This window comes from Pseudomonas sp. KH_050 (assembly GCF_057838875.1).
On sequence record NZ_CM174478.1, the window covers coordinates 6,517,544 to 6,530,998 of the forward strand.

The 13,455-nt window shown below is 59.7% G+C and carries 12 protein-coding genes; 2 read left to right on the plus strand and 10 right to left on the minus strand.

Annotated elements, in window-relative coordinates; genetic code table 11:
* Positions 1–5: 5 nt before the first annotated feature.
* The 5 genes from pstB to AC3IUA_RS30080 form a co-directional block, all read right to left on the minus strand.
* Positions 6–839 (minus strand): phosphate ABC transporter ATP-binding protein PstB, encoded by an 834-nt coding sequence (gene pstB, locus AC3IUA_RS30060; protein WP_150640789.1) that lies wholly within the window; start codon positions 837–839, stop codon positions 6–8.
* A 144-nt stretch (positions 840–983) separates the two neighbouring features.
* Positions 984–2,654, minus strand: a complete 1,671-nt coding sequence (gene pstA, locus AC3IUA_RS30065; protein ID WP_489358399.1) for a phosphate ABC transporter permease PstA — start codon at positions 2,652–2,654, stop codon at positions 984–986.
* A 15-nt stretch (positions 2,655–2,669) separates the two neighbouring features.
* Complete coding sequence (locus AC3IUA_RS30070) at positions 2,670–4,952, minus strand: ABC transporter permease subunit (protein ID WP_489358400.1); 2,283 nt, start codon at positions 4,950–4,952, stop codon at positions 2,670–2,672.
* Between the two features lie 165 nt (positions 4,953–5,117).
* Positions 5,118–6,116, minus strand: a complete 999-nt coding sequence (locus tag AC3IUA_RS30075; RefSeq protein WP_489358401.1) for a phosphate ABC transporter substrate-binding protein PstS — start codon at positions 6,114–6,116, stop codon at positions 5,118–5,120.
* A gap of 245 nt (positions 6,117–6,361) precedes the next feature.
* Positions 6,362–7,651, minus strand: coding sequence for an MFS transporter (locus tag AC3IUA_RS30080; protein WP_489362527.1), 1,290 nt, complete (start codon positions 7,649–7,651; stop codon positions 6,362–6,364).
* A 372-nt stretch (positions 7,652–8,023) separates the two neighbouring features.
* On the opposite strand from AC3IUA_RS30080, the gene AC3IUA_RS30085 reads away from it, so the two are divergent.
* Entirely contained in the window at positions 8,024–8,425 is a 402-nt protein-coding gene (locus tag AC3IUA_RS30085; protein ID WP_150640794.1) for an acyl-CoA thioesterase, read from the plus strand.
* Between the two features lie 56 nt (positions 8,426–8,481).
* Positions 8,482–9,381: a D-hexose-6-phosphate mutarotase gene (locus AC3IUA_RS30090; RefSeq protein ID WP_489358403.1), complete on the plus strand. Its 900-nt coding sequence runs from the start codon at positions 8,482–8,484 to the stop codon at positions 9,379–9,381.
* Between the two features lie 70 nt (positions 9,382–9,451).
* On the opposite strand, the gene AC3IUA_RS30095 is transcribed toward AC3IUA_RS30090, so the two are convergent.
* From AC3IUA_RS30095 to AC3IUA_RS30115, 5 genes are all read right to left on the minus strand, one after another.
* Positions 9,452–9,988 (minus strand): DUF3299 domain-containing protein, encoded by a 537-nt coding sequence (locus AC3IUA_RS30095; RefSeq protein WP_489358404.1) that lies wholly within the window; start codon positions 9,986–9,988, stop codon positions 9,452–9,454.
* A gap of 131 nt (positions 9,989–10,119) precedes the next feature.
* Positions 10,120–10,365: a GlsB/YeaQ/YmgE family stress response membrane protein gene (locus AC3IUA_RS30100; protein WP_489358405.1), complete on the minus strand. Its 246-nt coding sequence runs from the start codon at positions 10,363–10,365 to the stop codon at positions 10,120–10,122.
* 107 nt (positions 10,366–10,472) lie between these two features.
* Positions 10,473–11,555: a 5-(carboxyamino)imidazole ribonucleotide synthase gene (locus tag AC3IUA_RS30105; RefSeq protein WP_489358406.1), complete on the minus strand. Its 1,083-nt coding sequence runs from the start codon at positions 11,553–11,555 to the stop codon at positions 10,473–10,475.
* A gap of 11 nt (positions 11,556–11,566) precedes the next feature.
* Positions 11,567–12,058, minus strand: coding sequence for a 5-(carboxyamino)imidazole ribonucleotide mutase (purE, locus tag AC3IUA_RS30110; protein ID WP_150803825.1), 492 nt, complete (start codon positions 12,056–12,058; stop codon positions 11,567–11,569).
* Positions 12,059–12,400: 342 nt separating this feature from the next.
* Positions 12,401–13,342 carry a LysR substrate-binding domain-containing protein gene (locus AC3IUA_RS30115; protein WP_489358408.1) on the minus strand — a complete coding sequence of 314 codons (942 nt, stop codon included), beginning with the start codon at positions 13,340–13,342 and terminating at the stop codon, positions 12,401–12,403.
* Positions 13,343–13,455: the final 113 nt, after the last annotated feature.

The window sequence follows — 13,455 nt, forward strand, 5'->3', positions numbered from 1 at the left end:
GCTTCCTAGCCATACCGACCAGTGATGTAGTCTTCTGTCTGTTTTTTGGCCGGATTGGTGAACAGGGTATCGGTATCGCCGAACTCCACCAGTTTGCCCATGTACATGAACGCCGTGTAGTCGGAAACCCGGGCGGCCTGTTGCATGTTGTGGGTAACGATGACGATGGTGAACTTGGACTTCAATTCGTAGATCAGCTCTTCGACCTTCAGTGTCGAGATCGGGTCCAGCGCCGAGCACGGTTCATCGAGCAGCAGGACTTCCGGCTCCACGGCAATCGTGCGGGCAATCACCAGACGCTGCTGCTGACCACCGGACAGGCCGAGTGCCGACTCATGCAGGCGGTCCTTGACCTCATCCCACAGGGCTGCGCCCTTCAACGCCCATTCGACCGCTTCGTCGAGCACGCGTTTCTTGTTGATGCCTTGAATACGCAGACCGTAGACCACGTTTTCATAGATGGTTTTCGGGAACGGGTTGGGCTTCTGGAACACCATCCCGACCCGGCGACGCAGCTCGGCGACATCCTCGCCCTTGCGGTAGATGTTATTACCGTACAGATTGATTTCGCCTTCCACGCGGCAACCGTCGACCAGATCGTTCATCCGGTTGAACGTGCGCAGCAGGGTCGACTTGCCACAGCCCGACGGACCGATAAAGGCGGTCACACGCTGCTTGGGAATGTTCAGGCTGACATCGAACAACGCTTGCTTGTCACCGTAGTACAGGCTCAGGCCAGGGACTTCGATGGCAACGGTTTCTTGCGCCAGGCTCAGGCTTTGCTTGTCGCGACCCAGGGCGGACATGTTGATGCCGTGGCTATGTGCTTCGTGCTGCATGGGAGGCTCCCTGTGCTAACAAATTCGTTTCGGTTGTGTGGGAGCGGGTTTGCCCGCGATTCACCGACTCGGTTTAGCTTGAAACCGCGGTGATGCCATCGCGAGCAAGCTCGCTCCCACAAAAAAATCAGTACCGCATGAAAATCAGCTATCCAAAGCTTTGTACTTCTCGCGCAGGTGGTTACGAATCCACACTGCCGACAGGTTGAGCGTGGCGATCACCACTACCAGCAGCAGTGCCGTGGCGTATACCAGCGGTCGCGCGGCTTCAACGTTCGGGCTCTGGAAGCCGACGTCGTAGATGTGGAAGCCCAGGTGCATGATTTTCTGGTCCAGGTGCAGGTACGGGTAGTTGCCATCCACCGGCAGCGACGGCGCCAGTTTCACCACACCCACCAGCATCAGCGGTGCCACTTCACCGGCGGCGCGAGCCACGGCGAGGATCATGCCGGTCATCATCGCCGGGCTGGCCATCGGCAGGACGATCTTCCACAGCGTTTCCGCCTTGGTCGCGCCGAGCGCCAACGAACCTTCACGCACGGTGCGAGGAATCCGCGCCAGGCCTTCTTCTGTGGCGACGATCACCACCGGCACCGCCAGCAATGCCAGCGTCAGAGATGCCCAAAGCAGGCCCGGAGTACCGAAGGTCGGTGCCGGCAAGGCCTCAGGGAAGAACAACCGGTCGACCGAGCCACCCAGTACGTAGACGAAGAATCCCAGACCGAATACCCCGTAAACGATTGCCGGAACACCCGCGAGGTTGTTCACGGCAATACGGATCAACCGGGTCATCGGACCCTGGCGGGCATATTCACGCAAGTAGACCGCCGCCAGCACGCCGAACGGGGTGACGATCATCGCCATGATCAGGGTCATCATCACGGTGCCGAAAATGGCCGGGAAGATCCCGCCTTCGGTGTTGGCTTCACGTGGATCGTCGCTGAGGAATTCCCAGACCTTGCTGAAGTAGAAGCCGACCTTGGTCGGGGTGCCCATGGCGTTCGGCTGATAGGCATGCACCACTTTGCCGATGCTGATTTCCACTTCTTTGCCGTTGGCATCACGGGCCGTAAGGCTGTCGCGGTTGAACTGGGCATGCAGGTCATCGAGCTGTGCTTCGATCGCCTTGTAGCGATTGTTCAGTTCGGCGCGTTCGCCGTCCATATCCGCCTGAGCAGCGGCATCGAGTGTGCCGGCCAGCTCCAGTTTGCGGGCATGCAGACGCAGACGTTCGAGGCCGGCGTTGATGGCACCGATATCGGATTTTTCGAGGGTTTTCAGTTGCGCGGCGAGCTGGTTGACGCGCTCGACCCGGGCTTGCAGCTCCGGCCAGGCCGCTTCGCCTTCAGCGATGACCTTGCCGTCCTGTTTGACGTTGACCAGGTAGCCGTAAAAGTTACCCCACTCACGCCGTTCAATGGCCATCAGTTCTGGCGGCGTGGTCTGGTTGGTCAGCCACTCGCCGACGATCCAGGTGAAGTCGGTGCCGTTCAGGTCACGGTTGCCGACCTTGATCAGCTCGCGGGTCATGAACTCCGGGCCTTGATCGGGTACTGGCAAGCCAGCACTTTTCAAGCGCTCACGGGGTACTTGTTCTTTCTGCACCACTTCGCCGACGACCAGCTGATTGGCCTGGCCAGGAACGTTGTAATGGGCGTGCACCAGGTCCGCCGGCCAAAAGTGGCCCAAACCGCGCACGGCAATCACGGCCAGCAGGCCAATGGTCATGATGACCGCGATGGACACCGCGCCACCGCTGATCCAGACGCCTGGGGCGCCGCTCTTGAACCATCCTTTCAGGGAGTTCTGTTTCACAGACTTCTACCTTTCTTAAAGCGACGAGTATTTCTTGCGCAGACGCTGACGGATCAGCTCGGCGAGGGTGTTCATGACGAAGGTGAACAACAGCAGCACCAGCGCCGAGAGGAACAGCACGCGGTAGTGGCTGCCGCCGACTTCCGACTCGGGCATTTCCACTGCAACGTTGGCGGCCAGGGTGCGCAGGCCTTCGAACAGGTTCATTTCCATGACCGGGGTGTTACCCGTGGCCATCAGCACGATCATGGTTTCACCCACCGCGCGGCCCATGCCAATCATCAACGCCGAGAAAATGCCCGGGCTGGCGGTAAGGATCACCACGCGAGTCATGGTCTGCCATGGCGTGGCGCCGAGGGCCAGCGACCCGAGGGTCAGGCCACGCGGCACGCTGAACACGGCGTCCTCGGCGATCGAGTAGATGTTCGGGATCACCGCAAAACCCATTGCCAGACCGACCACCAGAGCGTTGCGCTGGTCGTAGGTGATGCCCAGGTCGTGGGAAATCCACATGCGCATGTCGCCGCCGAAGAACCAGGCCTCCATGTACGGGCTCATGTACAGCGAGAGCCAGCCGACGAACATAATCACCGGAATCAGGATCGCGCTCTCCCAGCCGTCCGGTACCCGCAGGCGCAGCGACTCAGGCAGGCGACTGAAGGTGAAGCCGGCGACCAGGATGCCGATTGGCATCAACAGCAGCAGACTGAAAATCCCCGGCAAATGCCCTTCCACGTACGGTGCCAGGAACAAACCGGCGAAGAAACCGAGGATCACCGTCGGCATCGCTTCCATCAACTCGATCACCGGCTTGACCTTGCGGCGCATGCCCGGGGCCATGAAGTAAGCGGTGTAGATCGCGGCGGCAACGGCCAGCGGGGCGGCCAGCAGCATGGCGTAGAACGCGGCCTTGAGCGTACCGAACGTCAGCGGCGAGAGGCTCAGCTTGGGTTCGAAGTCGGTATTGGCGGCGGTCGATTGCCAGACGAATTTAGGTTCGTCGTAGTTCTCGTACCAAACCTTGTTCCACAACGCGCTCCAGGACACTTCCGGGTGCGGGTTTTCCAGCAGCAGCGGTTGCAGTTTGCCGCCCTCTTCGACGATCACCCGGTTGGCCCGTGGCGACAGACCGAAGATGCCGGTGCCCTCGACCACTTGATCAACCAGCAAGGTGCGGTGTGCGGTGCTGTGGAATACCCCGAGCTTGCCCGAGGCGTCCAGGGCGACGAAGCCTTTGCGGCGCTCTTCGGCGGTGATCTCGATGATCGGCGTGGTGCCCATCTGGAAGGTGCGGATCTGTTTCAGACGCTGCTCGCCATCCGGGTCGCGGGCCATGAACCACTGGGCCAGGCCGCCCTTGGAGTCACCGATAATCAGCGAGATACCGCCCACCAGCTGGGTGCTGGCGGTCACTTCGGTTTCGCCGTTGTCGAGCAGTTTGTAGCGACCGTTGAGGCTTTTTTCGCGCAGACTGAAGACGTCGGCCTGGGCACGACCATTGAGCACGTACAGCCATTGCTGGCGCGGGTCGATGAAGATGGCTTTGACCGGTTCGGTCATTTGCGGCAGATCGATACGCACCTGATCACTGGTGATCTCACCGGTCATCAGGTTTTCTTCGCGGGTCAGCGACATAACATGCAGTTGCGGCCCCGTGGAACCGGCGACCACCAGGGCCGAATCGGTAGCATTGAGGCTGACGTGCTCCAGGGCACGACCTTGCTCATCGAGAGCGATCGGCGTTTCGCCGTAAGGGTATTCGATGGCCGGAGAGATGGTTTTCTTGCCGTCCGGGTAACTGACCTTATAGGTGTGGCGGAACATCAGCGCCTGGCCATTGGACAGGCCGACGATCACCAGCGGGCTGCCAGGTTGATCTTCACCGATGGAGGAAACACTGACACCGGCCGGGATCGGCAGGTCGACGCGGCGCAGTTCGGCGCCACTGTCGATGTCGAAGAACAGCGCCTGGCCTTTGTCGGAAACCCGCATGGCGACCTGGTTCTGTTCTTCAAGGGAAATCATCAGCGGCTTGCCGGCATCCTGCATCCAGGCCGGCGTGACGGCGTCTTTCGCGGTCAGGTCTGCGCCCTGGAACAGCGGCATCACCACGTAACCGAGGAAGAAGAAGATCAAGGTGATTGCGCCGAGGACGGCGAGACCGCCGATCAGCACGTACCAGCGGGTCAGGCGGTCTTTGAGCGCGCGGATGCGACGCTTGCGTTGCAGCTCAGGCGTATTGAAGTCAATTCGCTTGGGGGGATTTGTAGTCATGGTGGAATTGGCCAGATCATTCATTCGCACACCCTAGCGATCCTGTATGACAGAAAGATGACAATGCAGTGACGCAACTAATCCGCCGCCGAGCAAAGCTGGCAGCGGACCGAAAATGAGTGGCTGGGGTCCTGGTCGATCAGACCCCGCCGAAGTGGTGCAGCCTGGGTCAGGACCCAGGCTCAGGTGTTACTTTTTTACGACTGCAGCGCCTTCCTGCAGACCGAGGTCAGCCAGTGCTTTTGCAGCAACCTTGGCTGGCAGCGGGATGTAGCCGTCTTTCACCACCACTTCCTGACCCTGTTTGGACAGAATCAGTTTCACGAACTCGGCTTCCAGCGGGGCCAGAGGCTTGTTCGGGGCTTTGTTGACGTAGACGTAGAGGAAACGCGACAGCGGGTATTTGCCGTTCAGCGCGTTTTCTTCGGTGTCTTCGATAAACTCGCCACCTTCCTTCTTGGCCAGAGCGACAGTTTTCACACTTGCTGTCTTGTAACCGATACCCGAGTAGCCGACGCCATTGAGCGAGCTGCTGATCGATTGTACGACCGAAGCCGAGCCTGGCTGTTCGTTCACGTTAGCCTTGAAGTCGCCTTTGCACAGAGCTTCTTCCTTGAAGTAACCGTAAGTACCGGATACCGAGTTGCGACCGAACAGCTGGACCGGTTTGTTGGCCAGGTCACCGGTCACGCCCAACTCACCCCAGGTTTTCACGTCAGCTTTGGCGCCGCACAGACGAGTCGAGGAGAAAATCGCATCGACTTGCGCCATGGTCAGACCCTTGATCGGGTTGTCCTTGTGCACGAATACCGCCAAGGCATCGACCGCAACCGGAATAGCGGTTGGCTTATAGCCGTATTTGGTTTCGAAGGCCTGCAGCTCGTTGTCCTTCATCTTCCGGCTCATCGGGCCCAGGTTAGCGGTGCCTTCAGTCAGCGCAGGTGGCGCAGTAGAGGAGCCGGCAGCCTGAATCTGGATGTTGACGTTCGGGTATTCTTTTTTGTAGTTCTCGGCCCACAAGGTCATGAGGTTGGCCAGAGTATCGGAGCCGACGCTGGACAAGTTGCCCGACACACCGGTGGTCTTGGCGTAGCTCGGGATAGCAGGGTCAACAGCGGCAACCGCATTGGCAGTCGCAACGCCAGCAGCGACAAACGTCATTGCCGCCATCAAACGCTTCAGTTTCATGCCTTACTCCTAGCAGATAGGTGTGTTAAGTCGGGCCAAGTATCTTTGGGCCGTGTGAACACTCTATGACTGGAATATGACAATTAGATGAAAGGCCAGCATTTGGTTAGATGGCTGGCCTTTGAGGGAGAAGTTGATAGTGAAATAGCCAAGATCGCAACCTTCGGCAGCTCCTGCCCAGAGCGGTGTACACCCTGTAGGAGCTGCCGCAGACTGCGATCTTTTAAGGCCAGCCAATAGTTAAATCAACGCCCCTTCTTCCACAAATACAGCCCCACCAACAGCCCCATGCTGCAAATAATCGCTACATAGTAGGCCGGGCCCAACGGGCTTTCCTTGAGCATCCAGGTGACGACCATCGGCGTCAGGCCACCGAAGATTGCATAGGCCAGATTGTAGGAAAACGACAAGCCGCTGAAACGCACGACGGCCGGGAAGGCCTTGACCATCACGTACGGCACCGCGCCGATGGTACCGACGAACAGACCGGTCAACGCGTACAGCGGGAACAGCCAGTCGGGGTGGTTGAACAGACTATGGTAGAAGGTCCAGGAGGTCAGCAACAGCGCGCCGCTGCCAAACACGAACACCCGGCCCGCGCCAAAACGGTCAGCCAGTGCGCCGGCAGCCACGCAGCCCAGGCTCAGGAAGACGATCGCCAGGCTGTTGGCCTGGAGCGCAGTGGTTGGCGAGAAATGATAGATAGTCTGCAGCACCGTCGGGGTCATCAGAATGACCACGATGACACCTGCGGAAAGCAACCAGGTCAGCAGCATGGAGATCGCGATCGCCCCGCGATGATCGCGCAGCACCGCACGCAACGGCACTTCCTCGGCCAGGGCTTTGCGCAGTTGCAGTTCGGCGAACACCGGGGTTTCGTGCAGCCAGCGACGCAGGTACACCGAAAACAGGCCGAATACCCCACCCAGCAGGAACGGGATACGCCAGGCGTAATCCGACACTTGTTCAGGGGTGTAAATGCTGTTGATCGCGGTGGCGACCAGCGAGCCGAGGAGGATCCCGGCAGTCAGGCCGCAGGTCAGCGTGCCGCAGGCGTAGCCGATATGACGTTGCGGCACATGCTCGGATACGAATACCCAGGCGCCAGGCACCTCACCGCCAATGGCCGCGCCCTGGATCACCCGCATCAGCAGCAGGAGAATGGGCGCCCACATGCCGATCTGCGCGTAGGTCGGCAGCAACCCCATGATCAACGTGGGCACGGCCATCATGAAGATGCTCAGGGTGAACATCTTCTTGCGCCCCAGCAAGTCACCAAAGTGCGCCATGACAATGCCGCCCAGTGGCCGCGCCAGATACCCGGCAGCGAAAATCCCGAAGGTCTGCATCAGGCGCAGCCATTCCGGCATGTCCGCCGGGAAGAACAACTTACCGACCACCGTGGCGAAGAACACGAAGATAATGAAGTCGTAAAACTCCAGCGCCCCACCCAGGGCGGACAGCGACAAAGTCTTGTAATCGTTATGGGTCAACGGACGTGCGGTTTGCGCTGGCGGCGCAATGCTCGAGGGCACTGTGGTCATGGCAAGGGCTTCTCTTATAGTCGGATCTGGAAGCCGCAACAGCGCTGGTTGAGGCCTGGCAGGTTCGGCACCATAGCAAATTGTTCGAAAAAGCACATAGATGTGTGTAATAGGCAGTCAAAATGAGAACCGGACGGTCGTCGCGGGGTCTACCGATCGATATACTCGCAGCCTGCAACGACTTGAAAGGGTTGCTGTGCGAAAACGCCGTTGGGCGCCAACCAGCCGGTTTCGCAGAGTTTCCCTTTAGTACGCCTTATGGAAAACGCGACGAACGTAGTATGTTCGGGCTGAATCGTTTTTCCCAAGACGGCTATTCACCTGAAGTACCAGAGAGAGTCACGGGTCAGAGGCACCCCCGGCATGATAGAGCTCGAACAAGAAGATCCTATTCCGCAAGGCGACCTGGCCCTGCAAATCACCGCGCTTCCTCGCGAGACCAATGGTTTCGGCGATATTTTCGGCGGCTGGCTGGTGGCGCAGATGGACCTCGCTGGCACGGCTATGGCCAGTAAAGTGGCCGGTGGGCGCGTAGCCACCGTTGCCATCGACCGCATGGCTTTCCTCGTGCCGGTCGCGGTCGGCGCGCAACTGTCGTTCTATACTCAGGCCCTGGAAATCGGCCGCAGCTCGATTCAGATGATGGTCGAGGTCTGGAGCGACGATCCCTTGTCCAGCGAATGGCGTAAAGTGACTGAAGCGGTATTTGTCTTCGTCGCCATCGATGGCAGCGGACGCACCCGTTCGGTGCCGCCACGACGTTAAACTCCCGGGCCCTTTGCGGGTCCATTGCAGTCAATGTTCCCGAGTGAGATTGCAGCATGCCAACGCCCAACGTTGAAGCCGTGAAAATGGATGAGCTGAACTGCTGGCGCATCCGCCATGGTCAGGCCGAATTGCTGGTGGCCCAGCAAGGCGCGCATATACTCAGCTATCAGTTGAACGGGCAACCGCCGCTGATCTGGCTCAACGATGAGGCCGTGTTCAATACCGGCAAAAGCATTCGTGCCGGGGTTCCGGTGTGCTGGCCGTGGTTTGGCAATCTGGCGCGCAATCCGCAAAGCGTTCAGGACATGCACCAGAGCACTGAACCCGCCACTGCCCACGGCTTGGTCCGGGCGATAGATTGGGAGTTGACCGGGATCGAAGCCGAGGGCGAAAGCCTGAACGTCGAATTCGTCCTGCCACGGCCTGAAGAGGGTTTGCCAGGCTGGCCGCACAAGGTCGAGTTGAAGCTGAATATTCGCCTGGATGAGCAACTGCACATCAGCCTCACCAGCCTCAACCTGAGTACTGAAAGCGTGAGCATCAGCCAGGCGCTGCACAGTTACTTCGCCGTCAGCGATGTGCGCAACGTGCACGTCGAAGGGTTGGACGGGCTGAGCTATATCGAGACCCTGGACGACTGGAAAACCTGCACTCAAGCCGGTGATCTGCGATTTGTCGGGGAAACCGACCGCATCTATCTGGATACGCCCGAACAGCTGAGCATTGTGGACCCGGCCTGGGAACGGCGTATTCAGCTGACCAGCCGTGGTTCACGCTCGGCGGTAATCTGGAACCCCTGGATCGATCGCGCCGCACGCTTCGGCGACATGGCCGACGACGGCTGGCAGCACATGTTATGCATCGAGACGGCGAATGTAATGGATGACGTGGTGACGCTGGTGCCGGGGGCGAGTCATACCTTGGGTGTGAGTGTTGCCAGCAAGGCTCTATAAAGCACCGCAGACAATTTGTGGCGAGGGAGCAAGCTCCCTCGCCACAGGGGTCTGGCGCATGACCTCAGACCTACAAATCCGCCTCTTGCACCACCCTCACCTTCGCCGCATCCAGCGCATAGGCCGCATCAGCCAGGTCGTTGCTGACCTGCTCCACCTTCAGGGTGCCGGTCACCCACAGCGGCGTGTAGATATCGTCCAGCTTCAACCCCTTCGGATAACGCACCAGCACCAGTTGATTGGGCGGTGGTGGCGGTACGTGGATGCAGGCACCCGGGTAAGGCACCAGGAAAAACAGCGTGCTGCGACCCTTGGCATCGGTTTCCAGCGGTACCGGGTAACCACCGAGACGGATGTGCTTGTCGTTCATCGCGACCACGGTTTTGCTCGAGTACATCACCGCGGGCAGGCCTTTGCTCTGCTTCAGGCCACCCTTGTCGGTGAATGTCCCGTTGGCCTCAGGCGAGTCATGGTCGATTTCCGGCATTTGCTCGAGGGCTTTCTGGTCCGACTTGGGCATTAGTTCGAGCCAGTCGGTTTCCGGCAGTTCTGCGGCATGGGCCAAGCCACTGCCCAGCAAGAGGAAAGTCAACAGAAGACGGCGCATGATGTACTCGGCAAAGAGGGGACGGTGGGACGCCGAGCATTCTAGTGCCCTGCCCCGGAAATGCGGAACAGTCATTTTCGAGACAAGGCACCCTTCTCGGCGTGCGGCGCAGAGAGGGCTTGGTCGCTAAATCAGTTCTTTTTGATCAGGCCGTAGATCACCAGCAACACCACGGCGCCTATCAATGCACCGATGAAGCCCGCGCCCTGGCCCGCCTGATAAAAGCCCAATGCCTGGCCACCATAGGTCGCCGCCAGCGAACCGCCGATACCGAGCAGAATGGTCATGATCCAACCCATGCTGTCATCGCCAGGTTTCAGGAAGCGTGCCAGCAGACCCACGATCAAGCCGATAAAGATGGTTCCGATAATACCCATGACATTTCCCTCTGTATGAATTGGCTATGCCAAAGCCTAGACAGACTTTGGCATCCTGCCATCAGAGAACGGCGAGGAACCAAGGTTCCCGCCAGTCATGGAGACTGTTACTCGGCGATCAGCGCTTCGACCTTGAGAATTTGCTGCTCAAGGGTGGCCTTGTCGGCGCAGCGCAGGTTGGCGTGACCGACCTTGCGACCGACCTTGAATGCCTTGCCATAGTGATGCAGATGGCAATCGGCGATGGCCAGGACCTTCTCGACCTCCGGCACCTTGCCGATGAAGTTGATCATCGCGCTTTCACCGACCTTGGCGGTCGAGCCCAGCGGCAGACCGGCTACCGCCCGCAGGTGGTTTTCGAACTGGCTGCACTCGGTGCCTTCGGTGGTCCAGTGACCGGAGTTGTGGACCCGCGGGGCGATTTCGTTGGCCTTGAGGCCGCCGTCGACTTCAAAGAACTCGAACGCCATCACGCCGACGTATTCCAGCTGCTTGAGCACTCGGCTCGAATAGTCCTCGGCCAATGCTTGCAACGGATGCTCGGTACTGGCCACGGACAGACGCAGAATGCCGTTGTCGTGGGTGTTGTGAACCAGCGGGTAAAACCTGGTTTCGCCATCACGGGCACGCACGGCGATCAACGAGACTTCGCCGGTGAACGGCACAAAACCTTCCAGCAGGCAGGCAACGCTGCCCAGTTCGGCGAAAGTGCCAACCACGTCGGCCGGGGTGCGCAGGACTTTCTGGCCCTTGCCGTCGTAGCCCAGGGTGCGGGTTTTCAGCACGGCCGGCAGGCCGATGCTGAGCACGGCCGCATCCAGGTCGGCTTGCGACTGGATGTCGGCGAAGGCCGGGGTGGGGATGCCGAGGTCCTTGAACAGGCTCTTTTCGAACCAGCGATCGCGGGCGATGCGCAGGGCTTCGGCGCTCGGGTAGACCGGCACGAACTGCGACAGGAAGGCCACGGTTTCAGCCGGGACGCTTTCGAACTCGAAGGTCACCAGATCGACTTCATCGGCCAATTGGCGCAAATGATCCTGATCGCCGTAATCGGCCCGCAGGTGTTCGCCCAATGCCGCTGCGCAGGCATCCGGCGCAGGGTCAAGGAAAGCGAAGTTCATCCCCAGCGGTGTACCCGCCAGAGCCAACATGCGACCCAACTGGCCGCCACCGATTACACCGATCTTCATCGTCAACAACCTCAGGCGATGCGTGGGTCTGGATTTTCCAGGACGCTGTCTGTCTGCTCAGCGCGGAATTTTTTCAGCACCGTATGAAATTGCGGGTGCTTGGCGCCGAGGATGCTCGCGGACAACAACGCGGCATTGATTGCACCGGCTTTGCCGATCGCCAGAGTCGCCACCGGAATGCCCGCGGGCATCTGCACGATGGACAGCAGCGAGTCGACGCCCGAAAGCATCGCCGACTGCACCGGCACGCCCAGTACCGGCAGGTGGGTTTTGGCCGCACACATGCCTGGCAAGTGCGCCGCGCCACCGGCGCCAGCAATGATCACCTCGATGCCGCGCTCTTCGGCCTCTTCGGCGTACTGGAACAGCAGGTCCGGGGTGCGGTGGGCAGAGACCACTTTCACCTCGTAAGGGATGCCGAGCTTTTCCAGCATATCGGCGGTGTGGCTAAGGGTGGACCAATCGGACTTCGAGCCCATGATCACGCCAACCAGTGCACTCATCGTCGTGCCTCTTCTCTCTGGGCGCCCGCGGGCGCGTCAAAAAACAACAAGCCACGCGGGAGGACCGGCGTGGCTTGTTGTACGAATTCAAGGCCGGTCGAACCGGCCAAAGGCCGCGCAGTATACCGCAATGGGGCAGATAAACAGCCCCTTGGGCGACCATCTGTCATCAGAGGCGTTCCGGACGCAACCAAAGGGTTTTACTGACTTTCAGGTCAAGCTTGGGGTAGAACACAATTGAGATAACTATCTACTCTGGACAGTGCCCGCGCACCGGTAAAAAGCAGACCCCTCTTCATTTTTGCGTTTGTGCACGACGGCTATAAAGGTAAGGATGGGGTTTCATACAATCGATGGGTTGACCTTGTTTATATTTGCATTGCCGCTCGCCGCCCCACCCTCCAGCTTGCGCCACAGCAACCGCACATTCGCCTTGCGCACCAACGCGCAGCGGTACAAGCGAATCTCCAACGGCACATGCCATTGCGGACCGCCACAGACCACCAGTTCACCGCGGGCGAGTTCGGCCCGCACGCTCAATTGCGGTACCCAGGCGATGCCCAGACCCTCCAGCGCCATGCTTTTCAGGCTGTCGGCCATGGCGGTTTCATAGACAGTGGTGAACCGCAGGGCACGCTGACGCAGCAGCATATTCACCGAACGCCCGAGAAAGGCGCCGGCGCTGTAAGCCAGCAACGGCACGCTGGCTTCGCCTTCCAGATCGAACAACGGCTTGCCGTCCGCGTCGGCGGCACAGACCGGGAGCATTTCGGTATGCCCAAGGTGCAGCGAAGGGAAGATTTCCGGGTCCATCTGCAGCGCCGCATCCGGGTCGTAGAAGGCCAGCATCAGATCGCAACCACCTTCACGCAGCGCATGCACCGCATCGCCGACGTTGGTTGCCACCAGTCGTGTGGCAATGTTCAGACCTTCGTTGCGCAATTGCGCGATCCAGCGCGGGAAGAAGCCCAGCGCCAGCGAATGCGCGGCGGCGACCTGCATTACTTCGCCCTGCCCACCTTCCAGGTGATGCAAATGCCGCAGCACTTCGCCGAGCTGTTCAACCACGGTGCGTGCGGTCACCAGAAACAGTTGCCCTGCCGCCGTCAGCTCGATCGGCGTGCGGGAACGGTTGACCAGGGTCAGGCCTAGCGCGGCTTCGAGACTACGGATCCGCCGACTGAACGCCGGCTGAGTGACAAAGCGTCGCTCGGCAGCCTGGGAGAAGCTGCGGGTGGCGGCCAAAGCACTAAAGTCCTCGAGCCATTTGCTTTCCAGATTCATCACGTCCTCCCGGACACGCACCATTTTAGGTCATACGCTCGACGCCCAAGCGGCGTCACATCGACATTATGCCGTTTATGCATGGGCCAGTGTTTAACAGCATTGGCCCTAAA